29 protein-coding genes are annotated in these 21835 nt (G+C 61.5%); 9 read left to right on the top strand and 20 right to left on the bottom strand.

Features of this window, described 5'->3' with window-relative positions; translation table 11 throughout:
- The first annotated feature begins 17 nt into the window (after positions 1–17).
- The gene (gene argF, locus TNEU_RS04140; protein ID WP_012350182.1) at positions 18–938 is read left to right on the top strand and encodes an ornithine carbamoyltransferase; all 921 of its coding nucleotides are present in this window, start codon (positions 18–20) and stop codon (positions 936–938) included.
- Here the strand turns inward: argF and TNEU_RS04135 are convergent.
- Both TNEU_RS04135 and TNEU_RS04130 read right to left on the bottom strand, forming a co-directional pair.
- A complete protein-coding gene (locus tag TNEU_RS04135; RefSeq protein ID WP_012350181.1) occupies positions 927–2174 on the bottom strand; it encodes a 3-isopropylmalate dehydratase large subunit in 1248 nt (415 codons plus the stop codon). The genes argF and TNEU_RS04135 overlap by 12 nt on opposite strands.
- A 36-nt stretch (positions 2175–2210) precedes the next feature.
- Positions 2211–2390, bottom strand: coding sequence for a hypothetical protein (locus tag TNEU_RS04130; RefSeq protein ID WP_245522003.1), 180 nt, complete (start codon positions 2388–2390; stop codon positions 2211–2213).
- 62 nt (positions 2391–2452) lie between these two features.
- On the opposite strand from TNEU_RS04130, the gene TNEU_RS04125 reads away from it, so the two are divergent.
- On the top strand, positions 2453–3883 hold the full coding sequence (locus tag TNEU_RS04125) for an RNA-guided endonuclease InsQ/TnpB family protein (RefSeq protein ID WP_245521985.1): 1431 nt from the start codon (positions 2453–2455) through the stop codon (positions 3881–3883).
- On the opposite strand, the gene TNEU_RS04120 is transcribed toward TNEU_RS04125, so the two are convergent.
- The 5 genes from TNEU_RS04120 to TNEU_RS04100 are packed head-to-tail and all read right to left on the bottom strand — an operon-like array spanning position 3880 to position 6834.
- The gene (locus TNEU_RS04120; protein ID WP_245521984.1) at positions 3880–4494 is read right to left on the bottom strand and encodes a S8 family serine peptidase; all 615 of its coding nucleotides are present in this window, start codon (positions 4492–4494) and stop codon (positions 3880–3882) included. The two genes, TNEU_RS04125 and TNEU_RS04120, sit on opposite strands and share 4 nt — an antisense overlap.
- A 30-nt stretch (positions 4495–4524) precedes the next feature.
- The gene (locus TNEU_RS04115; RefSeq protein ID WP_012350179.1) at positions 4525–5277 is read right to left on the bottom strand and encodes an apurinic/apyrimidinic endonuclease family protein; all 753 of its coding nucleotides are present in this window, start codon (positions 5275–5277) and stop codon (positions 4525–4527) included.
- Entirely contained in the window at positions 5274–5939 is a 666-nt protein-coding gene (locus TNEU_RS04110) for a ribosome biogenesis protein (RefSeq protein WP_012350178.1), read from the bottom strand. The genes TNEU_RS04115 and TNEU_RS04110 overlap by 4 nt, the downstream gene beginning before the upstream one ends.
- Positions 5936–6205, bottom strand: coding sequence for a DNA-directed RNA polymerase subunit L (locus tag TNEU_RS04105; protein ID WP_012350177.1), 270 nt, complete (start codon positions 6203–6205; stop codon positions 5936–5938). The genes TNEU_RS04110 and TNEU_RS04105 overlap by 4 nt, the downstream gene beginning before the upstream one ends.
- 35 nt (positions 6206–6240) lie before the next feature.
- Positions 6241–6834: a DUF2067 family protein gene (locus TNEU_RS04100; protein ID WP_012350176.1), complete on the bottom strand. Its 594-nt coding sequence runs from the start codon at positions 6832–6834 to the stop codon at positions 6241–6243.
- A 90-nt stretch (positions 6835–6924) separates the two neighbouring features.
- Here TNEU_RS04100 and TNEU_RS04095 point away from each other — a divergent pair, with 90 nt between their 5' ends.
- Both TNEU_RS04095 and TNEU_RS04090 read left to right on the top strand, forming a co-directional pair.
- Entirely contained in the window at positions 6925–7461 is a 537-nt protein-coding gene (locus TNEU_RS04095; RefSeq protein WP_012350175.1) for an exosome complex RNA-binding protein Csl4, read from the top strand.
- A 29-nt stretch (positions 7462–7490) separates the two neighbouring features.
- Positions 7491–7856 (top strand): hypothetical protein, encoded by a 366-nt coding sequence (locus TNEU_RS04090; protein WP_148682333.1) that lies wholly within the window; start codon positions 7491–7493, stop codon positions 7854–7856.
- A 73-nt stretch (positions 7857–7929) separates the two neighbouring features.
- Here TNEU_RS04090 and TNEU_RS04085 read toward each other — a convergent pair whose 3' ends face one another.
- Genes TNEU_RS04085 through TNEU_RS04075 form a run of 3 tightly spaced genes read right to left on the bottom strand, consistent with a single transcriptional unit; the run spans position 7930 to position 10053 of the window.
- The gene (locus TNEU_RS04085; RefSeq protein WP_012350173.1) at positions 7930–8175 is read right to left on the bottom strand and encodes a 50S ribosomal protein L23; all 246 of its coding nucleotides are present in this window, start codon (positions 8173–8175) and stop codon (positions 7930–7932) included.
- Positions 8172–9014 (bottom strand): 50S ribosomal protein L4, encoded by an 843-nt coding sequence (gene rpl4p, locus TNEU_RS04080; protein ID WP_148682332.1) that lies wholly within the window; start codon positions 9012–9014, stop codon positions 8172–8174. Before rpl4p ends, TNEU_RS04085 begins: the two co-directional genes overlap by 4 nt.
- 22 nt (positions 9015–9036) lie before the next feature.
- Positions 9037–10053, bottom strand: a complete 1017-nt coding sequence (locus TNEU_RS04075) for a 50S ribosomal protein L3 (protein WP_012350171.1) — start codon at positions 10051–10053, stop codon at positions 9037–9039.
- Positions 10054–10132: 79 nt separating this feature from the next.
- On the opposite strand from TNEU_RS04075, the gene TNEU_RS04070 reads away from it, so the two are divergent.
- Positions 10133–10444 (top strand): DUF2175 domain-containing protein, encoded by a 312-nt coding sequence (locus TNEU_RS04070; RefSeq protein WP_012350170.1) that lies wholly within the window; start codon positions 10133–10135, stop codon positions 10442–10444.
- Here TNEU_RS04070 and TNEU_RS04065 read toward each other — a convergent pair.
- Both TNEU_RS04065 and TNEU_RS04060 read right to left on the bottom strand, forming a co-directional pair.
- Positions 10441–11256 (bottom strand): shikimate kinase, encoded by an 816-nt coding sequence (locus TNEU_RS04065; protein WP_012350169.1) that lies wholly within the window; start codon positions 11254–11256, stop codon positions 10441–10443. The genes TNEU_RS04070 and TNEU_RS04065 overlap by 4 nt on opposite strands.
- Positions 11256–12254, bottom strand: a complete 999-nt coding sequence (locus TNEU_RS04060; protein WP_012350168.1) for a pyridoxal phosphate-dependent aminotransferase — start codon at positions 12252–12254, stop codon at positions 11256–11258. Before TNEU_RS04060 ends, TNEU_RS04065 begins: the two co-directional genes overlap by 1 nt.
- A gap of 23 nt (positions 12255–12277) precedes the next feature.
- Here TNEU_RS04060 and TNEU_RS10405 point away from each other — a divergent pair, with 23 nt between their 5' ends.
- Genes TNEU_RS10405 through TNEU_RS04050 form a run of 3 tightly spaced genes read left to right on the top strand, consistent with a single transcriptional unit; the run spans position 12278 to position 14056 of the window.
- Positions 12278–12448 (top strand): hypothetical protein, encoded by a 171-nt coding sequence (locus TNEU_RS10405; RefSeq protein ID WP_245521983.1) that lies wholly within the window; start codon positions 12278–12280, stop codon positions 12446–12448.
- A 20-nt stretch (positions 12449–12468) separates the two neighbouring features.
- On the top strand, positions 12469–13152 hold the full coding sequence (locus TNEU_RS04055) for a GP88 family protein (RefSeq protein WP_245521982.1): 684 nt from the start codon (positions 12469–12471) through the stop codon (positions 13150–13152).
- 16 nt (positions 13153–13168) lie between these two features.
- The gene (locus TNEU_RS04050; protein ID WP_012350167.1) at positions 13169–14056 is read left to right on the top strand and encodes a chorismate mutase; all 888 of its coding nucleotides are present in this window, start codon (positions 13169–13171) and stop codon (positions 14054–14056) included.
- Here the strand turns inward: TNEU_RS04050 and TNEU_RS04045 are convergent.
- From TNEU_RS04045 to TNEU_RS04010, 8 genes are all read right to left on the bottom strand, one after another.
- Positions 14045–14590 carry a hypothetical protein gene (locus TNEU_RS04045; protein ID WP_012350166.1) on the bottom strand — a complete coding sequence of 182 codons (546 nt, stop codon included), beginning with the start codon at positions 14588–14590 and terminating at the stop codon, positions 14045–14047. The genes TNEU_RS04050 and TNEU_RS04045 overlap by 12 nt on opposite strands.
- A gap of 1 nt (position 14591) precedes the next feature.
- Positions 14592–16913 (bottom strand): hypothetical protein, encoded by a 2322-nt coding sequence (locus TNEU_RS04040; RefSeq protein ID WP_012350165.1) that lies wholly within the window; start codon positions 16911–16913, stop codon positions 14592–14594.
- Positions 16910–17575, bottom strand: coding sequence for an ArsR/SmtB family transcription factor (locus tag TNEU_RS04035; RefSeq protein ID WP_148682485.1), 666 nt, complete (start codon positions 17573–17575; stop codon positions 16910–16912). Before TNEU_RS04035 ends, TNEU_RS04040 begins: the two co-directional genes overlap by 4 nt.
- Before the next feature lie 37 nt (positions 17576–17612).
- Positions 17613–17975 carry a hypothetical protein gene (locus TNEU_RS04030; RefSeq protein ID WP_012350163.1) on the bottom strand — a complete coding sequence of 121 codons (363 nt, stop codon included), beginning with the start codon at positions 17973–17975 and terminating at the stop codon, positions 17613–17615.
- Between the two features lies 1 nt (position 17976).
- Positions 17977–18378 (bottom strand): hypothetical protein, encoded by a 402-nt coding sequence (locus tag TNEU_RS04025; protein WP_012350162.1) that lies wholly within the window; start codon positions 18376–18378, stop codon positions 17977–17979.
- A gap of 29 nt (positions 18379–18407) precedes the next feature.
- A complete protein-coding gene (locus tag TNEU_RS04020; protein ID WP_012350161.1) occupies positions 18408–19646 on the bottom strand; it encodes a hypothetical protein in 1239 nt (412 codons plus the stop codon).
- Positions 19646–20218, bottom strand: a complete 573-nt coding sequence (locus TNEU_RS04015) for a hypothetical protein (RefSeq protein WP_012350160.1) — start codon at positions 20216–20218, stop codon at positions 19646–19648. The genes TNEU_RS04020 and TNEU_RS04015 overlap by 1 nt, the downstream gene beginning before the upstream one ends.
- 170 nt (positions 20219–20388) lie before the next feature.
- On the bottom strand, positions 20389–20967 hold the full coding sequence (locus TNEU_RS04010) for a hypothetical protein (RefSeq protein ID WP_148682331.1): 579 nt from the start codon (positions 20965–20967) through the stop codon (positions 20389–20391).
- 74 nt (positions 20968–21041) lie between these two features.
- Here TNEU_RS04010 and TNEU_RS04005 point away from each other — a divergent pair, with 74 nt between their 5' ends.
- Positions 21042–21794 carry a prephenate dehydrogenase gene (locus TNEU_RS04005; protein WP_012350158.1) on the top strand — a complete coding sequence of 251 codons (753 nt, stop codon included), beginning with the start codon at positions 21042–21044 and terminating at the stop codon, positions 21792–21794.
- Positions 21795–21835: the final 41 nt, after the last annotated feature.

The following is a 21835-nucleotide window of genomic DNA, read 5'->3' as shown; positions in this document are numbered from 1 at the left end:
GGTGTAAAACCTGCCGTATGAGACATCTGCTCACGTTGCTTGAGTATAGACCGCACGAGGTGGAGCAGATGCTCCTGCTTTCCCGGGACTTCAAGACGCAGAACTACGGGGGCGGCGGCTACGTCCAAACCTTCGCCGGCAGGATAGTGCTTCTCTACTTCGAGAAGCCAAGCACCAGGACCAGGCTTTCGCTTGCCGCCGCGGCGGCTCAGCTGGGGATGCAGGCGGTCTACGTCACGCCGAACGAGCTACAGCTGGGGCGGGGGGAGACGGTCGCGGACACCATGAGAGTCGTCTCTAGGTACGCCGCCGCGGTGGCGGCGAGGGTGTACAGGCATGAGACCCTTGAGGAGATGGCGAGGTACAGCTCCATACCTGTGATAAACGCCCTTTCCGACAAACACCACCCGCTTCAAGCGCTGGCGGACGCCCTAACCCTCTGGGAGAGGGCGGGTAGACTCCGGGGTCTGAAAATCGCCTTCGTGGGAGATGTCTCAAACAACGTGGCGACCAGCCTGGCGGTAATCGGCGCCAAGCTCGGCTGGGAGGTTAGGCTGATCGGGCCGCGGCCGCTGTGGAACACCAAGATAATAGACGAGCTCTCCCAAGATCTGTCTACGACCGGCGGCCGCATCTACTTCGCCGAGTCCATCGAAGAGGTGGCGGGGGTAGACGGCGTCTATACAGACGTCTGGGTCTCCATGGGCTTTGAAAAAGAGGCGGAGGAGAGGAGACGGCTCCTCAAACCGTATCAGGTAAACAGAACGGTGATGGAGCTGGCGGGCCCGAGGGCGGTCTTCCTCCACTGCCTCCCAGCCCACCGGGGGGAGGAGGTGACAGACGACGTAATCGACGGCCCTCAGTCGGCCGTGTGGGATCAAGCCGAAAATAGGATGCACACCGCCAAGGCCGTTTTCGCCTACCTCCTAAGGGGCTAGGTAGGGGCGGGGGTCCACTATCTTGCCCTCGAGAGCGGCGGCGGCGGCCGTGGCAGGGTTGGCCAGGTAGACCTTGGAGTCCGGGTGCCCCACCCTGCCCTTGAAGTTGCGGTTGCTCGTGGTCACAACCACCTCGCCCGGCCCCGCCACGCCGAAGTGGCCCCCTAGACACGGCCCACATGTGCCGTAGGTTACAACGCAACCGGCCTTCGTCAACACGTCTATGTAGCCGAGCTCCATGGCGCGTCTAAACACGGCGTAGCTCGCGGGTATCGCGATACACCTGGCCTTCGCCCTGCCCCTCTTTAGAACTCTGGCGGCTACCTCAAAGTCGCTCAGCCTCCCGTTGGTGCACGACCCTATGAATACCTGGTCTACCTCGACCCCCTCGACCTCCCTCGCCGCTTTTACGTTGTCGACGCTGTAGGGCGCCGCGACCAGCGGCTCCAACCTCTGGAGCTCCACCTCGTACCTATCCACGTATCTGCCCGGCTCTAAACTCGGCGGCTTGTAGGAGACCCCTCTCTCGCGCTGTAGATAGTCGGCCGTCACTTCGTCTGGGATAAACATCAGGGCGTCCGCCCCCATCTCGGTAGACATGTTGGCAACGGTGGCTCTGTCGTCCATCGGGAAGGCCTTGGGCCTTTCGACGAAGACCTCCACCGAGTAGCCGTTGAAGCCCTCCGCCCCGAACTGCTTAAGGAGGTGGAGGGCCACGTCCTTCCCCATGACCCCCGGCGGAAACTCCCCCCTCACGTCTACCCTAAACGGCGCCGGCACCACCACCCAAGTTCTGCCGAGCTTCAAGGCGGCCGCTATGTCGGTGGCCCCCATGCCGTGGGCGAAGGCCCCCACCGCCCCCGCCGTGTTTGTGTGCGAATCCGCGGCGAATATCACGTACTCAGGCATCGCGTACTTCTCCAGGATTATCTGGTGAAGGATGCCGCCTCCCACGTCGTAGAAGTTGGGAAGACCCAGCGCTTTGACGTGCTTCCTTATGTAGACCATAATCTCGGCGGCTCTCTGCGTCGGCGGAGGAGACAGGTGGTCAAACGCCACCACCACCCTCCCCTTGTCAAAAACCTCCACCTTGCCCATGCTCTCCAGCACCTCCAACACGTGGTACCCCGTCAGATCGTGGAACCCCACGAGGTCTGGCACAACCTCCACCACGTCGCCAGGAGACGGCGCACGCCCCAACTTCCTCTGGAATATATACTCAGTCCACGTTGGCATGGAGGACGCCCCGAGTCTATATAAAAAGATTTATGGTTACTGGATCTTCAACGCGGCGGCGACAGCCGCATACGCGTCGACAAGCCCGTAGCCGCTGTAGACGTCGAAGCCGGGCGGGCCTATGTCCCTGGCGGTGGAGGTCAACACTTGGTACACCTCGCCCGGCGTCAGAGGCCTAAGGCCGTACGCCGCCCTAACCGCCTGTATCAACGCCACGACGCCAGTTACAACCGAAAGCCCCGCTCTTCAGGGCGGGGTGAATTTAAGCCATATTTTTCATGGCTGAGCTGGTGAAGAGGGCCGAGGAAAGGAGAGGGAGGGGCGGACGCCGCGCGGGGGGCGAACTCAAGCGCAAGATGGCCCCGGCGGGGGGACACCCCGCCCAAATGCCCCCCACGCGGACGGTCCGCCTGCGCCTTCTCCCCACGACTCCGCAGGAGAGGAAACTACACCGCCTGGCGAATACAGCGGCCAAGGCCTGGAACGAGGTGAACTACCTAAGGAGGCGGCAGTTCTTCGCAAAGCAGGGCGTAGACCTAAGGGGCACGTATAACGAGATATACAACAGGTATAGGCGTATTCTTGCGCCGGCCGCCCTCCAGCAGATCCTCAACAAAAACAACGAGGCGTGGCTGGGCTTCTTCGCCCTCCTGGCCAAGCTGAACGCCGGCGAGCTACCGCCGCATGTGAAGAAGGTCTCTCCTCCCGGCTACTGGAAGGACAGACTCCTTGGGAGGAGGGTTAAGCGCCTCGTCGTGAGGAGCGACCGGTACTATGTAGAGCCGGTAAACGGCGGAGAGGGCTACATCGTCCTCAAGGACTTCGGCATGCGCGTAAGATACGCCGGGAGGATAAAGTGGAGCGGGAAGCAGGGCAGACTGGAGATCGTATACGAGCGCGGCAGATGGTTCGCCTACCTCACCGTAGAGGTCGGCGCACAGCCCCCAGCCGGAAACCCCAAGGGATATGTGAGGGGGACGTACGACAGAATACAGATAAAGCAACCCAAGGGCGATAAGAAAGCTTTTATCGACATCGGCATAAACAACCTCTTCGCCGCGGTGATTGAAGGTAGCGATAGGGCTATCCTCATCAAGGGGACTCCGCTGAAGGCGGAGTACTTCTGGTGGAAGAGGCAGAAGGCCCTTTACCAGGGCGTGAGAGACGTGAGGAGGAACCTAGGGCTCCCATGGCAGAGCTGGCATAGGAGATATCTGAGGGCTCTCTGGAGGATGAGGGAGAGGCTGAGGCACTACCGCAACACCGCCGTGAGGGGGCTCGCCGAGGTGCTCTGGGAATCGGGAGTCTCTGAGGTCTATGTCGGCTACCCCGAGGATATAGCCCACGATCAGCAGAACGAGTATGTGGTTAACGTCTGGGGCTACAAAAAACTTGTACAGAGATTAACAGAAGTATTGGCGGAGTACGGGATAAAGCTGTACGCCGCCGACGAACACAGCACGTCTAAGACGTGCTCCATCTGCGGCGAAATACATGAAAACGGCAGAGTCCACCGCGGCCTCTACGTCTGCAAGAGGTTCAACGTCGCTCTGAACGCCGATATAAACGCCGCGAGAAACATCGCCGCAAACCTGGGCTTTAAAACGCCGGCGCCGAAAAAGATAGAGGCGTACTACCCCACGTCGAACGGATTAACCCCGAAGAGGGGCAACGGCCGAGACCCCCACAGTGCGGCCCCCGCCCTCTAGGGCGGGGAGGGGGTCATAGCTATCAGCCTTACCTTCGGCGCAACGCCAGCCACTCCTACGTTATCCAGCGAGGCGGCGATTATGCCAGCTACATGTGTCCCGTGGCCGTTTCTATCTGCACAGTTCTTTAGCTTTGTGCCTTTGTACAAACTGATCCCCACCGTGTTTATACAATAAACGACCTTCCCGTATAGCTCGGGGTGCGCGTAGTCTATGCCGGTGTCTAACACGGCGACAGTTACGCCGTAGCCAAACGCGGCGTCACGTATTGTCACAAAGTACGTATCCCACACAAGGGGGGCATTGACCATCTTGATATTCCACTGCACATCTGCGTAGTCAGCAAAGCCTGTTGCCCAAGCTATCTTGTCCTCCTCAACGTACCTTACGCCCTTTAGCTTATCTTTAAGCACCCCCACCTTGTGATCAGGTACGTTTACCACGACCGCCCTGATCTCTTTTATGTGTTTGAGCATCTTTATATCCCCTGTTTTGTTCAACGCCTGTAGATCTGTCAACGACGAGGGGTCCTCATACCCTATAACCACCCTAGTTGCTTGTGTAAATATGACCAGCGCCAATACCGCAATTATTAGTGCTTTGCCTCCCATGAAAGTAAAAATCATTGTTGTTTATATTTTTTACTGTGATACAAGCTCGTCTATTACTGCCGAGATCCGCCTCTGTACTTTCTTAGAAACGCCGGCGTTTTTCGCCGTCTCCAACACCTCGGAGCCCAGCCTGAGCTGGAGCTCCAGCTCGTTTACGAACTGAGGCGACTGCCTAATCGTGGCTCTCCCCTCCCACTGTATCAGCTGTAGAGCCTGGAGTAGCTCTACGTAGTTTATTCTGCCTATTGGGTCGAAGGGCGGGAGCCGGGGCCCCCTCTCCCCCCTTCTGTTTGAGAGATATATCTCCCTGATGTAGCCGCTTAGGGCCACCACGGTTGTGTATATCTCCTTGGTCCCCCTCGCCTTGACAGGGTCGTACACTATCCTCGCCGCTGTTGGCCTCAGCGCCCGGGCAACCGCCTCGACGTCTTTTATCCTGGCCATGGGGGGCACGCCGTAGATCCAGTTTACCTCTATGCCGTACTCTACGGCGGCTCTGTAGTAGGCCTCGATCTCCTGCAGAGTCGGGGGCGGGGGGAGCACGAGCCTTCTAACGCCGAGGGCGTCTGCGAGGAGTATGTACCACTCCAGCTCCGCGACGCCTATCCACGGCAGTACGAGGGCCTCCGGCGCCGCCTCCTCTAGCTCCAGCGCCGCCGCGAGGGGCGACCTTGAGGTGTCTAGGTGGCCTACCTCCAGGACGTAGGGGGCGCCTACGCGCTCCACCGCGTTGAGGTAGCTACGCCACTTCCCCCGCCGTTTGAGGTAGACCTGGAACCTCATATCAGCCCGGCCGATGCCTCCGCCGCGGCGACGGCTCTACACACGGCCTGGGCCGCGTCAAGCGGCTCGTCCCCAACGCTATATACCGCCTCGGCTTTTTCCAAAACCCAGCGGTTTGAGAAATCCCCATGTGGAAAGCCGCCCACGACCACCACGGAGTTCAACAAGGCGGCGCCCAGCTCCGCGAACCGCCTCCTGGCCCCCCTCTCGTGTAGCACAACCCAGCGGCCCCCCAGCTGTTCCAGGAGACCGGCGAGGCTGCCCCTATGTAGCTCCATGAGGGAGTCGCCGTGTGGCGGCGCTCTGCCTAAGGCGTAGAGCTGCTCCATCAGAGAGACGAAGTTGTTGTAGTTCTTGGGGATCCGGGTCTGGGGCTTCACTTGTATTATGTAGTCGCCCCTGGTGTGTATATACACCCTCCCCAGACCCCTCCTGTTTAACAAGCTGTATTGAAACACGAGCAGAACCTGGTGTACGATGTCGGGGCGCCCCCGCCTTGCGCCGTCCTCAAGGCCTGCCATGGCGGGGTGGTGGCGGGCTCTATCTAGGAGAATCTCGCCGGGTCTCTTCCCCCTCCGCCTGGCGTCGGAGGCCACGGCGGGGTGGCTCCAGATCTCCCTCGGCACAAGCTCGATGGCCGACTCCGCCAGTACGAGAATCACGAAAAGAACCCCCTCTCCAGCTCCTCGATATCTGCCAGCACCGCTTTTACAGCCCTCTCCACCGCCTCAAGCGGGGTCCCCCTCCTCACCTTGAGCTTGAAGTGGGCGTTTTCCTGCAGGGGGTGGTCTACGTCGAACTGGATGTATTCCACGTCTGGATCGCTGGATAGATACTCGACGAGGGGCGAGAAGAGGGTGTAGGTCTCGCCCTTCACCTTAAGCTCTAGGTACTTGTCGGTGAGGGTTACCACCTCCATCTGGAGCATGTGGCCACCTTCGACCCAGCTTTTAAACCTTCGCCCTAGGCCCTCCTCAGCAGCTCCCGGAGGCGCCTTCTCGCCTCGTCGGGCGGCCCCCTCAAGCTCAACACCGCACCTCTGTTTAGAAGGCCGGCAGATTGCAGATCCTCTAGCGCCTGCCCCAGCGGCTTCCCGCTCACGTAGGCGTAGACCACTGCGATCTTCTTGGCTTGGGGCGTCAGCGGGTACCCCTCGGCCTCTTGGTAGAGCCTCGAGAGGGCCTCGGCCGTCTTGAGCACCTCCTCGTAGCTAGCCGCCGTGTCTAAAAAGCCGCCTCTGACCTCGGAGGGGGCCCCCGCGAGAGTCAGCGCGTCGGCCAGCGCGTCGGGAGGCACAGGCCTGGCCAGCTCCGCGTCTTTGAACACGACGAGAAGCGGGACCTTGGCCCTCCCTCGGCCGCCCCTGGCCAAAGCCGCCAGGCTCTTCACCAACGAGGCGGCCTCCTCAAGCTCCCTCCCCTCGCCCTCTAACTGGACATACACGTGGGTGAGCCGCGTGTCCACTAGGTAGGTCGTCTTCAGATGGCGCTCTAGAAACGAGAGGAACCTCTCCACCTCCTCCCTGCTGTGGAACTTAAACGAGAGCGTGAGATACACGGCCGGGGGGAGAGTCCAGCTAAAAACTGTTGCCCCGCCGCGACCGCGTAGCTCCTAGACACGTTTTTAAACCTCTGCCTACGCGGCCACGTGAAGAGGAGGCTTGTGACGCCTGGGGAGGAGGTGGCGTATGCGGAGGAGTACGAGGCGAAGTGGGGGGCCTACAGCGTTGACTACAAGCTCCACGCCTACGTCCTAGGCATGGCCGCATACGACGAGAGGAGCCACGTGGCAACTGTGAAACCTCTGAGGGACCCGCCCATGCCTCAACAGGGCTCTGTGGTGTACTGCCAAGTGACCGGCAAGGGGAGGCGGGCCTATCAGCTCCGCTGTTTCGCCGTGGAGAGGGACAGAGAGATCCGCGACCTGAAGTACCTCTACACGGGGGTCCTCCCGTATTTCTTCTCCGACGGCGATCTAGGCGTCGGGGACTACATAAGGGCGAGGGTCGTCTCAACCTACGGGCCCCCCCTGGTGGTGTCTATACGGGGCCCCACCTACGGCTCGGTGCTTTCCCGGTGTCCAAAATGCGGCTCCGTCCTCAAGAGGCGGGGCCCGGCGCTCTACTGCCCCGTCTGCTCCACGGAGGTTAGGAGGAAAATCGCCGTGGGCCACTACATGGCCTAACTCTTATAAAGCTACGCGTTGTAACACACATGGAGCCCCTAATGAGGGAGCTCAGGCGGTACTGGGCCCAGTTCGAGAACTCCGACATCGCCAAGGCGTACCGCGGCGAGGTGGACAAGTTCGAGCGGTGGGTTAGGGAGGTGGGGACGAGGCTCATAGCCCTTAGGGTGAGGGAGGCCGCCGAGAGGGGCAACCCGGTGGCTAGGGACTACCCGGAGGAGTACGCGAAGGGCTTAATAAGGAGGGGCCAGGGTAAGGTGCTCGTCAACATGTTCGCCGCCTACCTCGTCCAGAGGGGGTTAGCCACCCAGTACTGGCTCATAAAGAACAAGTTCGTGGCGGGGGGAGAGTCCATAGCCACCTGGCTGAGGTTGCTCAGAAAGCTAGGTTTATAAACCTCCGAAACGGGGAGGGCGGGGGTGATGCAGGTCTTTAGTTCGGAGAAGTGAAGACGAACCCACGAACTGACTAGAGGACGCCCAGCTTGCTCAGGAGGTCGATCGCGTTGTATTCCCGCTCCAGCTTGACATACGCCTTCTTTTCGCCAGCTGCCGTGATCACCGTGTTCACCTTCTCCACCTTGACGTTGTAGAGCCTCTGGATCTCGTCGGCGATCTGCTTCTTGGTGGCCGACCTATCCACCACTACAGTCAGCTTGTTCTCCCTCTCGGCGAGACGAAGCGCCTTCTCCGTAACCACAAACCGCTTGATCATAGGTACAGCCCACGCAACTTCTCTACAGCTGGCACAGTCCAGAGGGTTAGCCTGCCAGGCGCGCCGCCCGGCGCCAGGACCAGCATGTTCAACCCGTCGACAGGCACGACGTCTACCCCCGGGAAGTTTCTAACCGCCGCCGCCAGGGGGACGTCGGCGCTGGACACCACCACGAGCACGCTCTTGGGCTCCTTATACCGCCTACCCCTCCTCTTCCCCTTGCCGGACCTTATCTTGACGCCCGCGGCGGCTCTCTCCACGTCGGGCCACAACCCCAGCGCCTCCAGCAACTTCCTAGCCTCCTTGGCGCGCCCCACCTTCTCCGCGTCGCCCACAACGACGAGCGGAAGTGCGGGGATTTTATCCACCACGTGCCCCCTAGCCGCCACCCAGGACCTATATGCCGTGGCCGCAATCGCCGATCTAATCGCGAGGTTCTTTTCCTTCCTGTTTATCTCCTCGTGTAGCTTCTTCTCCACCTTCGGCGGGTGGGCCCTCCTCCCGCCACGCGTATTGGGCGCGAAGCAACCCCGCGGCCACAGCGAGCCCTTGTACCTCGGGATTCTGGCGATGCCGAGGCCTACGCCGAAGGACTCACAGCTGTGTTCTCTCCCGGCGCCTTCGTAAACGCCCTTGGGCTGAAACCTCGCGGAGAGAGCGCTTAGGTAGGCCCTCCGGATTAGGTCAGGCCTCACCGGCTCCATGAAGTGGAGCGGCGGATCTATATCGGCGATGTACGCCCCGTCTGGTCCATACACCTTCAGCTTCTCAGGCGGTTTCTCGCCCGGCTGTATGTAGGGGCTTAGATCCAGCTGTTTAAACTTCAGCAGATCCATCATCACGGCGCCCACACGGCCCTATTTATATACTTTGAGAGCTTAGCCACACCACCTGAGGCTCCGCCGCTGGCGGCGCCTTCTTCGGCGGCCTGGCCGGGTGTCTCAGCACCACCAGCCTCTTCTTAGCGCCCGGCACTGTGCCTTGTATAAGTATGTAGGGCCCCCTGATCACTCCGTAGTGGAGGAAGCCGGACTTGGGCGTGATCTCAGCGCCGTTGTCCCCGATTTTTACAACCCTCTTGTTGTACTCGGTACGCTGGTGGAAGCCCATCTGGCCGGGCCTCGGCTGCGTAAACATGAGGGCGGGGGCCTGCGGCCCAATGGTTCCCGTCCTCCTGTGGCCCTTCCTGTGTTTATGCCAGCGGGGGAGTATGGTGACGCCGAACCTCTTGATGACGCCCTGGTAGCCCTTGCCCTTTGTGACTGCGATTACGTCGACGAGCTGCCCCGCCGTGAAGACCTCCTTAGGCGACACGGTTTTGCCCAGGAGAGAAACGGCGAACTTTATCCTCTCGTCCACGCTGGGGACTCCGCCGATGGGTATCTCCAGAAGCTCCGGCGTCTTCTTGCCGATGCCAGAGAGGTGGGGCTGCGTGGCCACCAACGCCCTCACGTCCACCGCCACGTCTTTAAACTCCTCCACCTTCTTCATCTGCTTATCCACATCCGCCTTCTCGGGGAGCGTCAAAACCCGTCTGATGTACGCCGGGAGCTCGGGCGCCCACACCTCGGCGATGGATCTCCTGTAGCCGTTGGTGGGGTCCAGGGTGTAGAGCCTAAAGCCCCATATGAAGAGAGGCGGCGCGTCTAACACAGTAACCGGCCTAACCACCTCCTTGCCGTACAAGGGGCTCGTCGGCCTATCCTCCACCACCACCGCGTGCAACATGCCGGCTTTATACGCGGCAAAGCCCAGCAGAGCCGGCTTGCCGAGGTTCACCTCCGGCCAAGTCCGCACCCTAGGCACAATATCCGCCGCGCGCTTCCTCGGATATACCCCCATCGAGCCGCGGCGCGGCCTATTAATCTTCAAACCCATGCGCGCGACATAGAGGCCGTTTATAAACTTTAGCGGCTTCGGCAAGCCGACGTTTAAATATCGCTATCGCGAATCCCACATGCGCAAGCGGTGGAGGTGCGCCATCTGCGGCGACGAGATCGTGGAGGGCCAGCTCTTCACCTTCTACAGCAAGGGGGCTGTACACTGGGAGTGTTGGGAGCGCGAGATCAGCCCTAAGGTCTACCGAGACGTCGACCTAGCCGCGATACTTCGCCTAGACCACTACCTGCACGTGGGGATCGTCCTCTCCAAGGAGCTTGAACACCTGGCGCAGGGCGAGGAGGCGAGGAGGAAGATCACAGAGGTTAGAAAACAGCTTGAGGCCCTAGCGGCGAAGCTGACGGCAGAGGTTGCGTCAAAGACGAGCTAGGTCTGGCAGGGGGAGTTGGGGATGTCAACGACGTAGACTTTTCCGAACTTCGCCAGGGCGTCGGCCAGCCTCTCCGGCTCATCCGAGATAAAGACGTGGGAGGGGCCGGTCCCCGACACGCCGCCCACCGCGCCCAGCTTTAAAGCCTCCAGCGTCGGCTCCGGGGGGTAGCCCAGGGCGTAGCCGTAGGCCACGGCGTTTATCAACATCGCCTCCCTCCACATTCCCAACCCGGCGTAGGCCACCGCGGTTCTCACAACCGGAGCGAGCGCCCTCATCTCGTCGAGCTTGTGCCTCCTCTTCTCATACGGCGGGATCAACACCACGGCTCTCCCCGACACGTCCAGATCCCTAATCACGAGCATCTTGTAGTTGTCCGTGAGGTAGCTACGCCCGGTGGCGCTGGCCACGGCGTCGTCAAAGGCCCCGGTGACGCTTATCCCAGCCCACCTGCTGAGCTCGGCGTTGAGGCGCGCGACGTCAAAGAGGTCAAGCCGGGCGCCGGCCAGCTTCGCCGCGGCGATGATAACGGCGTTTACAGCCGCGCTACTGGACTTCAGCCCGCCCGCGGTGGGGAGATCGCCTGAGATCTCCACCGAGAGGGGCCCGAGGCCGAACCTCTCCGCGATCCTCTCCACGATCCGCCTCACCGGCGAGATGTCCACATCGGCGTATGTGGAGACCTCGAACCTGTCCGAGGCGCAGACCCTGGCGGCCACCCTCAGCGAGATGGGGAAGGCGGCCCCGTGCCCCGTGGCGATTGCGTTTATCACGGTCCCCCCGCCGTAGGCGCAACCCACGGCGCAACCCATCATCCGCCTCCACACGCCTTGTTTATGGCGGAGAAGGCCTCCCTAAGCCTCTCCTCAGGCTCCACAAGCGCGATCCTCACGTAGCCCCCCCTGCCGTACAGGGAGCCGGGCAGGATGGACACCCCCGCCTCCAGAGCCGACTCAAAACATTTGACGTCGTCGCCCACCCAGGGGAAGAGGTAGAAGGCGCCGCCCGGCCTCGTGAACCTCAGCCTCAGCTCGGCAGACGCCAGCTCCACCCTCCTCAGGTAGGCCTGGGAGATCTCCCTGCTACGCCGCGGCAACAAGTGTACTACAGACGCCACAGCCCTCTGGGCCGGGGTGGGGGCCACGTTCACCGTAGCTCTGTTGAACCTCGCCACCTCCCTGGCGATATCCCTCGGCGCGATGACGGCGCCAACCCTCAGCCCAGGCACGGAGAAGACCTTGGAGAAGCTGTACACCACCGCCACCGAGGAGGGGGAGAGCTCAGCCGGAGACACGAACTCGGTAAACACGATATCTCTATAGATCTCGTCGCTGATCACGAACTCCGCGACGTCCACAAGCTCCCTCACCTTCCCCCTCGGCAGGACGGCCCCCGTGGGGTTGTTGGGGTAGTTCACCACGTAGACGCCCCGCTCGGCGAAGTTGGGGATCCACCCGTCGCCCCCCTCCACAAGGCCGAGCTCCAGCCCGAAGACCCCAGCGATGTCGAAGTAGCCGGGGTAGAAGGGGGATGTGGTCAAGAGGCGCCTCTTCCTAAAGATCCACATCAAGGCGGCAAGGCCGTGCCTACCCCCGGCCACCGCCACGACCTCTCCGGGGTCCGCCTTGAACACCTCGGCGACAGCCTCCCTAAACTCCGGCAGGCCCTCCGAGGGCCCGTATCTAAAGTCCCCGCCTCCCCTAAGGGCCTCCACCAGCTCGGGCGGCGGCGGCAGATCCGGATCCCCAATGTCCAACCTATGCCTCGGCGCCGCCTCGCCTATGCGCCTTAGAACAAGCGAAAAATCCATAACAATAGCCACGTTTATTAAATATGAGGCTGTGGCGCGTGGAGGGGGCCCAGCGGCTTGTGGAAAGCGAGCTCGCGGCAGATCTGGCTGAGGCCTGGGCAAAGTGCCGCGGCGACCTCCGCTGTTTAGAGAAAACGCCCTACGAGCCGGCGCTTGTGGGCGTGGGGAGTGGTGGGCCGGCCCCTTCACCATAGGCAATAGGAAGCTGGGGGAGATGCCGTTTTTCTCTCTGCCGCCGGTGGCGACGTGCCCCGGCCACACGCCCTTCTGCCTCAGGTGGTGCTACGCCATATACGAGGTGTCCAACTGGCGCGCCCACGTGCGGGAGGCCGCCTCCTACCTGCTTTCGCAGAGAGACGACTTCGTAGACGTTGTGCTGAGCTACCTGGCGGAGGTCCCGCATCCCGTCGTTAGACTACACGTAAGCGGCGACTTCTACAGCAGGGCCTACCTAGAGAAGTGGGCAGAGGCGGCGGGGAGGCGGCCCGACAAGATCTTCTACACCTACACCAAATCCCTGGACCTAGTAAGGCGCGTTGAAACGCCGGAGAACCTGGTCATACACATAAGCGCGGACCCCCACAACTACGTGAAGGCCGTTGAGACGTGGCGCGAGCTTAGGAGGGGCCTCATAACCTATGTATATACGCCGGGAGAGGACCTGGGCCCCATCCGCTACATACTGGAAAACACCGGGGCTGTGCTCCTCCTTCTCCTAAACCACGTCCAACACGCGCCCAGGGGCGACCCCCGGGCCATCCGCACACAGCTCAGAGCCGCCCTCGGCCCGCTGGCCAGGAGGGTGGTCTTCGACCCAGAGGAGTTCTCCGGCTTGCCCCAGTGCATCCAGTGCGGCGTCTGCTGGCGGACGGCTAAATATTTTAAAGGCCGTCTATAGCGCGAGACATGGGGTATTGATATGCGGCGCGGTACCGGTTAGAAAGCCGGCGGACGTATATAGAGCTCTGGACTCCCCCGCCCCCTGCCTCGAGCTAAGGCTCGACTATCTGGAGAGCTCCCTCGCCGAGGCGAAGCCCGCGTTGGAGGAGGCGGTCGCGAGGAGGACAGTCATATTAACAGTTAGGAGGAGGGAGGAGGGGGGCGCCTGGCGGGGCACCGAGGAGGAGAGGGCGGCCCTCTACCTAAAGCTCCTGGAGCTGACGCCCCACTTCGTAGACGTGGAGGCCGCCGCGCCGGCGGCTGGGCAGGTGGCGGCCGCCAGGGGGAGGACTAAGCTTATAGCCAGCAGACACGACTTCGGCGGGACCCCCCCGTATGAAACCCTCCTCTCCTGGGCCCGGGAGGCGGCGGCCTTGGGCGACGTGGTGAAGATAGTCACCTACGCCAGAGAGCCCCGGGACGGCCTCGCCGTTCTCTCCCTAATCGGCGCCGTGGAGAAGCCGACGGTGGCCTTCGCCATGGGGCCGGCCGGGGCCTACACCAGGCTGGCGGCGGCGGCCCTGGGGAGCCCCATCATGTACGTATCGCTGGGCGAGGCGACGGCGCCTGGCCAGATATCCCTAGACGCCTACTACGCCGCGCTCCTGGGCATGGGGGCCGCCCCCGGGGGTGAGGGTCTGCCGGCGCTGAGGGAGGCGCTGGACTGGATAGACGGCGCCCTCATGCACCTTCTCAAGAGGAGGCTGGAGGTGTGCCGCGACATGGGGAAGATAAAGAAGTCCGCCGGTCTCCCCATCTACGACGACATCAGAGAGGCCCAGGTCTTGAAGAGGGCGGGCGACTTTAAACAGATCTTCGAGCTGGTGGTGCAGATGTGCAAGGCGGTACAACTAGTCGCCTAGCGGCCTCGCCTCGACTTGAGCCCTAGCCGCGTAAACCCCGCCGGGCGCCGCCCGGCCATCCACCAGAACCTCCAGCCTCCCCGGCAGACACAAGCCCCGGCGGAAGACGCCGCTCCACCCAGTCATATTAACCCCATCCCACCCAAACCAACTCCCGTTCACATAGAACCTAAAACGCCTAAACTCCCGAGGCAGATCGACAAGCTTCACAGAGGCCACCACGTCGCCATCTGCCACGTTGCAGAAAGCCACATCCCAAACCACCACGGACCCAGGAGGAGCCCAAAGCACAAACCTCTGAGTCCCGTTGAACCCAACCAACACCACGTTGCCCACCCCCACAGCCTCGGGCCCAACGCCGCCGACGCCCGCGCCCCCACCCGCCGCGGCGGGCAGAAACGTCAGGCCGCCCCAGAAGGCCCCCAGGAGGGCCGCCAGGCCTAGTATGATCAACACGGCGCCCCGCCTCCTCTCCTCGACCTCCTCGGCTTGTTGCCTCATCTCCTGGACCTGCGGCGTCTTTTCTGCTCCCATGTTAGCCCAGCGCTGTTATGTTGTATATTTTGAGGGTGTTTGTGGTTTTGTACCCTATGTACTGCGGCGCCGCGGTGTAGGGGCAACCGTATCTAGCTAGGATGTTTCCGTACTGGTCTCTCACGATTATGTCGCCTAGCCCCGAGAGAGGCCTAAGCTCGACCCACGCAGCCGACGGCAGAGAGCCGAGCGAGACGGCAGAGGAGCCGCAGAGGGCTGAGAAGCTACTACCGCTTATGGAGACGCCGAAAATCGGCGTGAGAGAGGAGTCAAAAACCGCGTAGGCCCCAACCCCCGTGAAGTTAGACACGTAGGTAAGCCCACCGGCGACGAGCCCCATGTATACAGCAACGCTCCCAGAGGCCAGGAGGTAGCTATACGACTGCCAGGCGTAGGCGCCCGAGACGCTCCAGCCGGCGGGGAGAGGACACGCGCTGTATTGAAGCTGCAGGTTATCCCAGTACACCCAGACGTCGCCGCTGTATCCTTCGCCGTAGTAGCTGCCGTCTGTGACGGCTAGGGCTATGGCCACCACCGCGCCTTGGTCGTTTAGGGTGTAGCTCCAGGTGTAGCTGTTGCCGCTTGTCATAGCGCCGAGGTTTACGACGACGAAACGGGGGTCTGTGGTGGCGCAGGCGCCGGTGGTGTCTACTGTACATACGTAGACTGGGTTTCCACTTGCGTCTTTGAAGAAGGCCGACACTATGGCGCCGGGGCCTCCTCCCGTGTCGCTTCTGTAGAGGATGTATTCCTTATCCACCTGGCCATCTCCGTTGGCGTCGACGCCGATGGAGACATACGCCACGTTGTTAGAGAGGTCGTTGGCATCCTTCTGGTAGAGCCCCCAGACGGAGACTGAGGTGCCGAGGGCTGGGACGGGCTGAGCCAGCCTGTAGACCGCGATGGCGGCTCCCCAATCCGTCTGGGGGTTGCCGGAGGCGCCGTAGGCGTCCACCTCAGTAACTAGAGAAGGCGCTGGGTTCCCCACGCCGGGGGCTATATACACCTGGGTGTAGTTGTAGCCTCTGGTGTACACGGCGACGTTGCCCGGCAGGCTACAGACAGTCCCCGTCCCGCTTATCCCAAAGTCGTCCCACCACACCCAGAAATCGCCGGCGGGGGAGCCATCGGCGTAGTAAGCGGCGTCAACTACGACGAAGGCTACGGCCACTATGTAGCCGCTGACAGCCAGCGTTCTACTAAATCTGTAGGTTTGGCCAGACGACATGGAGCCCACGCGGTAGAAGTAGTAAGTAGTGCCATTCGACACGCCAGCCGCATATGTTAAACCGCCGGTAGACGACACACTGGCGAGGTAGGCCCCCGGGTTTACAAACACCGAATAGATTGCACCAGAATATCTGACGGCTATATCGTAGTAGTAGTATATAAGCTCCACATCTGGTCTCCCATCGCCGTCTCTATCCACCGCTATAGATATGTATGCAACGTTATTTTGTGTATCAGTTGCGACTACGGTATCCCTCTGGTACCTTAGGCTTACGGCGACTGTGGTGCCGTAGGACTGTATCAAGCCCCACCTCGCCGCCGTGTTGTACACAGCGGCTACTACACCCGCGCCAGTCCGTTTTGCGTCCACCTGCGTCTTGAGGCTTGGGGGGGTTGTGGGGCTGTTTGTCGTGTCTATTGAGACGGGAGGTACCGTGACGGTTGTGGGGTCGTAGTTTAGGTATTTGGTGATGTAGGGGGGCAGGGTCGTGTAGCTGAAGCTGTCGCTGTAGGAGAAGGTCTGCGTTGTACAGTAGTTAAACTGCTCCACATACGTCGTAGTGCCGCATGAGAAGGTCTGGCTGTAGAGCTTAGACATCGGCTCTGCTGTGAAGTTGACCAGCTGGACGGCGGTTATTCCCCCTTGTCTGAACCAGGCGCGGGCTAGGACCGAGTAGCGCTGGGTGGCGAGGGTCTGCCACTGGAGAGGCGTGTTTTGGCTTATGGCCACGGGGGGGCCCGAGTTCTGGCTCTGGGTTATCTGCACCTGGCCGCCTAGGGCTATGGCGTACTGCCCAGTGCCCGACCTCCCCACGGCCTCCAGCCAGCTCTGCCAGCCGGTCTGCCTCGGCGCGAATAGGCCTACGGTGTACAGCTCGGGCCACCCAGGGACAAACCTCATGTAGTAGTACGTCACGTTGTAGAAGCCGGCGTAGCTGTACCAAGCCTTCGCCAGGGGGTAGACCGAGCCGTTTAGCCCCTTGGCGACCGGTGCAAGAGAGGCGTTTACGGCGGTCTGCACCACGTTTAAAAAGGAGAGGACTGCCAAAGCCGCCAAGGCGCCCAGCAGAGCCAGGAGGGCGGCATACCTCATAGCGAGGAGGCCATTAGATCAAGCTTTTCTCTATCCTCGGGCGAGAGGGTCTCCGGGTCGACCGAGGATAGGATGACCTCCGCGGCGGCTCTCGGGTTGACGTAGTAGTAGGTGAAGGGCCCGATCCTCACAGACCTAACCCTCCCCTCCCGCTCGAGGACGTAGAGGTGCCACTGCACAGCCCCCCAGCCCCTTCCCGTGGCCTTTGCTATCTGGGAGAGGGTGGCGGCGCCCATCTTCTCCACGACGTTTAGTATCTCCCTCCGCGCCGGGTCCTCCGCGACGGCCCTCTTCACCCTCGCGGCTATGGCCACCACGGGGGCGGCCAGCAACTCCCTCCTGTTGCTCGCCAGGTGGCTTAATCCGGCGGCCGCCGCGGCCCCGGCGGCTACGGCCACTATAGGCGCCTCGGGCGCTGGGGGCGGAGGCTGCGGCGGCGGTGTGGGGTACTCGACGGAGAGGCTCCCCCTGAGGGGGGCCGGCTGTAGCGCCGTGTTTACGCAGGCCACAGTCGTGGGCTTGTCTATCTGGAGTGTGCCGGTCACGTTGCAGAGCGCTGGGGGCAGATCCGCGTGTATATAGGCGGTGGAGTTAGGCGGCACGTACACTGGGTACATCCAGGCGGCGAGCGGCGCAAGGACGAGGAACACTGTGATGTTCACATCCACCGTACCGTCCCACAATTTATATTTAACGTTGTTAGGCGATGAAGGGGTCGCCTAGGCCGAGGGCCTTAGCCACCAGCGCCAGCAGTATTATGTATATCCACGCCGCCGCGGCGAAGAGGTACGCGAACCACCTCCTCCTGTACATCCCCCAGTAGGTGTAGGCTATGGAGGTGAGGAGGAGGGCGAGGGCTAGTAGGTATGTAAATCTGGCGTAGAAGAGGGGCCACTGGGCGGCGAGGAGCGTGAAGATGAAGCCGCCTATGAAGGACACGACGGCGCCGGTCCACACGGTGAAGGTGGTGGGCCTGCCGTAGTACATGATGTACACCAGGGGGGCCAGCGCCGCTATGGCGCCCCCCGCCGCCGAGATCAGCATCGTCTCTGCGAAGTTCATGCTAAAACAGCCAGAGGCTGTACCTCCCCGTGGCCAGGGCTGCTATATAAAGTGCGAAGAGGTATACATACGGCGCACACGACAGCAACGCCAGCTGCAGGTCATGCCTACTGGGGCGTAGAGCAATGTGGAGCTGCATCATCTGCGCCGCGACTAGAAGCCCCATGCCGACGAGGGCCGAGAGCCTCCAGGCGGAGATACCGCCGTACGCCACGGTGATCCACACGGCGTATATGTTGGCGGCGGTGGCCAACACCAAGAAGGGCACAAGCACGTCTCTATGTTTGAAAAGCAACTGAGGCACCAGGCCGAAGTGCCTAGCCACCGCCCTCTCGGCGTATACCCTGCCGAAGGCCACGGCCATGCCGGCCGCCACGCCGACGAGGAGGGCAACCCAATTCATAGGTCTGCGGGGGTCCCCCCAAAAATGTTTTACGGTCTCCACGGCTGCAGAACCTCCCTCTTGACCGACAAAACGCTTGGCCAGCCGCCCCAGCGGCCTGTGGGATCCACCACGACGTAGATGGGGTCCGCCCAGCCAGCCGGCACTCCGCAGGGCGGCTCGCAGATTGTGCGAGGCGGCGCTCTGCTGTAGACCCAGTAGGTCGCGCCGCCTGTGTGTATCGCCCAGACGTCGCCCCTCTTCTCCACAGACCGCGCCCCCTCTGGCCAGAGTAGGGAGATCTCGGTGGTGAGGTATGCGGTTAGGGCGAAGTTGTACCTCAACACGGCGCCCCACATGCCCACCGGCGTGCTGTATGTATAGAGGTAGAGCTTGTACACCCTGGCGGGCGCCACGCTGTAGTTCACAACCCTAAGCCCCGTCTTGAAAACCGCCGTGTTGTTAACCTCCGCTTGGTCGAAGACCGGGCCCGTCGGCGTTGGGAGCACGACCCCCAGCCGCCCGCGCAGGGGAGGCGGCGGCGTCGCGTTTAAGGGCTTGTGGCTGAGGCAGGGGGCGCCGTATATGTAGAGCTTCGCCGGCCCCTCAAGGTGTATAAACGCGCCGTATCTAGCGGCCCCGGCCTCAGACGGTACGTAGACCGGCGGGACAACGTTAGGCGCCGCCTCCACATAGCGGAGGATCTCCGTGAGGAGCACCGACCTGTTGTACACAGAGACGCAGCCGGCCACCGGCAGCCTAACCACCGGCCTCTCCCATATGTACAACATACCGTCCTGCCCCACCTGCAGAAACTGCCAGCCGGAGCCGTTTAGCTCCACCACGGCCCTCTCGGAGGCCCCGGGATACCAGTCCACCAGCCTAACCCGGAGGAGCACCGCCTGACGCCATCCGGAGGGGTGTGTGAAGTTGACCCAGCAGTCCCCCTGAAACGCCGGGGGCACAGCCACGTCTACTGGGTAGGCGCCGGGCTGCCCGCCCAGCTCCCCAGCGGCCACAGCGCCGCACGTGGAAAACACCGCCACCTTAGTCGGGTAGAAGAGCTTGAGCTCCAGAGCGCCGGGGTAGAGCCACGGCGCGTAGGGGGAGCTGTATAGATACAGGGTCTTGTTCTCCACTGCAACATAGTAGGGGAGGGAGCCCGGCTGGACCTCCCCCAGGGGGCCCGTCCTAAAGGCGTAGTCGCCCCCGGGGGCCGTCAAGGCGATTATGAAGACGAGCGTGGGGAGGAAAAAGAGGAGTGTTCTAGCCGCCGCCTCGCGGCTCATCACTGGGGCACCTTCTCGATGTTTATCTGGTAGGCGGCGAGGGTCTGGTAGTATGGAGCGTTGGCGTCGATGGTGAGGTCAACGCCTAAGATGGCGCACTGGCCTGGCTGCAGAGTTACATAGCCCGTCGAGGGGTCGACAACGGCTTCGTTCACAATCACCGCCTGGTTGTCGGTGGAGTTGGTGGGGCTGACTAACTTAACGGCCATGTACCTAATGTAGACGTTGTTGGGGTAGTAGTCCTGCAACATAGAGACGCTGGCTAACCTGATCTTCACAGGCACGTTGTACCTGTTGCACACCCTCAACGCGTTTGTGATATTTACAATGTCGCCAGGCACGCCCGTGACGTACACCCTAGTGATGTTGAGGCCGGTGTTCGGGTCGTAGTACCAGTTGGCCTTTACAAAGGTGCCGTTCATCACATAGGTGTCGTTGCCCACGTACTTAATAACCGGAGGCGCCGTGGTGTTTACATACCAATATGTAACGTTCAGAATAGACACTGTAGCAAACAGCGCCGCTGCGCCCAACAACACAGCCAACACCACCAGCCTTCTCCCGCTACTCATGACCCCCAAAAACTCTACTGCATTTATATTTAACGTTGCGACATACAAAACCCGCCTCCTGCAACGCCCTCCAACCCCGACACCCAATTCGATTCAATATGACAGCAGAAAAAGGCTTGAGACGGGAGAAAAGGGGGGATTTGGAGTGAGCGGTTGGGGAAAAGGGGGGTTTACTGTGGGCTCATTTGTATGTTTACTTGGTATGTGCCGAGTATTGTCTGGCCGTTGGCTAGGCTTAGGGGTATTGCTGGGTCTATTGCGACGTAGGCTCCTATGTCGATGCAGGCGCCTGGGTTGATGGTGTAGGGGCCTGCCTGGGTGTATGTGGTTGTGCCTACGAAGCCTACGCCTTTGCCGTCTGGGCCTTTGACTAGGAAGGCCTTTATGTACCCCTCATAGCCGGTGGTGCCCACCTGGCCTACCCACACCAGATAGGCTGTTATGGGGGTGGTGCCGTAGTAGTTGCACACCTTCACGACGGAGGTGTAGTTGGTGGGGTCTCCTGTGAAGCCTATGATGGAGATCCTCGTGATGTTTACGCCGCGTTGGCTGTCGTAGTAGTAGCTGACTTTGACGTACTGGCCGCCGGCCACGGCGGTGTCCGCGCCGGGGTACTTCATGGCAGGCGGCTTAGTGGCGTTGATAAGCCAGTAGGTGACGTTGGTAAACGTAACAGTGGCAGCCACAAGCGCAGCCACAGCCAACACCGCAACCGCCGCCAGAGGCCTATAGTTCCTCCTCCTCACCATAAGCGCCACACACGCCAGAGCTTAAATATTCAACGTTGCGCCGTGTGTTAAAAAGCCGCCGTTAGTAGCGGTTTATGAAGGTGGGGATTGTGGGGGGTGGGGCCATGGGGGTTTGGCTTAGGCGGGAGCTCTCGGCTCTCCACGAGACGCTGGTGTACGACGTGGATAGGTCTAGGTCTGACGTGTCTACGCTTGGGGAGCTGGTTAGGTGGGCCGAGGTCGTCATTGTGGCTGTGCCTTTTTGGGCGGCTGGGGACGTGCTTAGGGAGGTGGCGCCCTTGGCCTCTGGCAGGCTGGTTATGGACATAGCCACGTTTAAGAGGGGGGTGGTGGAGGCGTATGGCGTATTTCCGCTGGACGCGAAGGTTGCGTCTGTCCACCCGCTTTTTGGCCCTGGGGCTCCTTCCATAAGGGGGCAGAGGGTTCTCGTGATGGAGGTGCCGGGTAGGCCGGGGGCTCTGGAGGCCTTCCACTTCTGGTCCGAGCTGGGGGCCGCGGCGGAGTGGGGGGATCTCGCCAGACACGACTACTACGTCTCGCGCACAATCGCGCTTAGCTACGCGGTGGGTCTAGCCCTGGCGAGGATCTACGCAGAGGCGGGCGAGGAGGTGTTCAAATACGGCGGCACCTCCTTTAGATATCTAGCCGCCTACGCCTTCTCCCTCCTGCGCGACCCGAACGCGCCTAGATACGCCGAGGAGGCCCCCCTGGAGGAGTTCATAAAGGCCCTCAGCCGCGGCGATTTGCCAAAGGCCCTGCTGGACCCCAACGCGGCATACGAAGCCTTCTACAGGGCGCTGGAGGCGCTGAAAGACCTCTACAGCTGAACCGCGTAGACGTTCGCCGGGGACCCTCAGCGTGGAGCTGT

Source organism: Pyrobaculum neutrophilum V24Sta (genome assembly GCF_000019805.1).
GTDB lineage: Archaea > Thermoproteota > Thermoprotei > Thermoproteales > Thermoproteaceae > Pyrobaculum > Pyrobaculum neutrophilum.
The sequence above is the reverse complement of the archived record's forward strand: the minus strand, read 5'-3'. Positions and strand labels throughout refer to the sequence as shown.

Excerpts from the sequence above, each read along its gene's own strand:
- TNEU_RS04075 (WP_012350171.1), bottom strand. The coding sequence starts at position 10,053 with ATGGGTTTGAAGATTAATAGGCCGCGCCGCGGCTCGATGGGGGTATAT.
- TNEU_RS04065 (WP_012350169.1), bottom strand. The coding sequence starts at position 11,256 with ATGGGTTGCGCCGTGGGTTGCGCCTACGGCGGGGGGACCGTGATAAAC.
- TNEU_RS04120 (WP_245521984.1), bottom strand. The coding sequence starts at position 4,494 with ATGGGAGGCAAAGCACTAATAATTGCGGTATTGGCGCTGGTCATATTT.
- TNEU_RS04090 (WP_148682333.1), top strand. The coding sequence starts at position 7,491 with ATGGAGCCCCTAATGAGGGAGCTCAGGCGGTACTGGGCCCAGTTCGAG.
- TNEU_RS04060 (WP_012350168.1), bottom strand. The coding sequence starts at position 12,254 with ATGGATTTTTCGCTTGTTCTAAGGCGCATAGGCGAGGCGGCGCCGAGG.
- TNEU_RS04005 (WP_012350158.1), top strand. The coding sequence starts at position 21,042 with ATGAAGGTGGGGATTGTGGGGGGTGGGGCCATGGGGGTTTGGCTTAGG.
- TNEU_RS04020 (WP_012350161.1), bottom strand. The coding sequence starts at position 19,646 with ATGAGCCGCGAGGCGGCGGCTAGAACACTCCTCTTTTTCCTCCCCACG.
- argF (WP_012350182.1), top strand. The coding sequence starts at position 18 with ATGAGACATCTGCTCACGTTGCTTGAGTATAGACCGCACGAGGTGGAG.
- TNEU_RS04135 (WP_012350181.1), bottom strand. The coding sequence starts at position 2,174 with ATGCCAACGTGGACTGAGTATATATTCCAGAGGAAGTTGGGGCGTGCG.
- TNEU_RS04040 (WP_012350165.1), bottom strand. The coding sequence starts at position 16,913 with ATGAGGTATGCCGCCCTCCTGGCTCTGCTGGGCGCCTTGGCGGCTTTG.
- TNEU_RS04045 (WP_012350166.1), bottom strand. The coding sequence starts at position 14,590 with ATGGGAGCAGAAAAGACGCCGCAGGTCCAGGAGATGAGGCAACAAGCC.
- TNEU_RS04105 (WP_012350177.1), bottom strand. The coding sequence starts at position 6,205 with ATGCTCCAGATGGAGGTGGTAACCCTCACCGACAAGTACCTAGAGCTT.
- TNEU_RS04025 (WP_012350162.1), bottom strand. The coding sequence starts at position 18,378 with ATGAATTGGGTTGCCCTCCTCGTCGGCGTGGCGGCCGGCATGGCCGTG.
- rpl4p (WP_148682332.1), bottom strand. The coding sequence starts at position 9,014 with ATGATGGATCTGCTGAAGTTTAAACAGCTGGATCTAAGCCCCTACATA.
- TNEU_RS04055 (WP_245521982.1), top strand. The coding sequence starts at position 12,469 with ATGCCGTTTTTCTCTCTGCCGCCGGTGGCGACGTGCCCCGGCCACACG.
- TNEU_RS04015 (WP_012350160.1), bottom strand. The coding sequence starts at position 20,218 with ATGAGTAGCGGGAGAAGGCTGGTGGTGTTGGCTGTGTTGTTGGGCGCA.
- TNEU_RS04115 (WP_012350179.1), bottom strand. The coding sequence starts at position 5,277 with ATGAGGTTCCAGGTCTACCTCAAACGGCGGGGGAAGTGGCGTAGCTAC.
- TNEU_RS04125 (WP_245521985.1), top strand. The coding sequence starts at position 2,453 with ATGGCTGAGCTGGTGAAGAGGGCCGAGGAAAGGAGAGGGAGGGGCGGA.
- TNEU_RS04030 (WP_012350163.1), bottom strand. The coding sequence starts at position 17,975 with ATGAACTTCGCAGAGACGATGCTGATCTCGGCGGCGGGGGGCGCCATA.
- TNEU_RS10405 (WP_245521983.1), top strand. The coding sequence starts at position 12,278 with ATGAGGCTGTGGCGCGTGGAGGGGGCCCAGCGGCTTGTGGAAAGCGAG.
- TNEU_RS04085 (WP_012350173.1), bottom strand. The coding sequence starts at position 8,175 with ATGATCAAGCGGTTTGTGGTTACGGAGAAGGCGCTTCGTCTCGCCGAG.
- TNEU_RS04010 (WP_148682331.1), bottom strand. The coding sequence starts at position 20,967 with ATGGTGAGGAGGAGGAACTATAGGCCTCTGGCGGCGGTTGCGGTGTTG.
- TNEU_RS04070 (WP_012350170.1), top strand. The coding sequence starts at position 10,133 with ATGCGCAAGCGGTGGAGGTGCGCCATCTGCGGCGACGAGATCGTGGAG.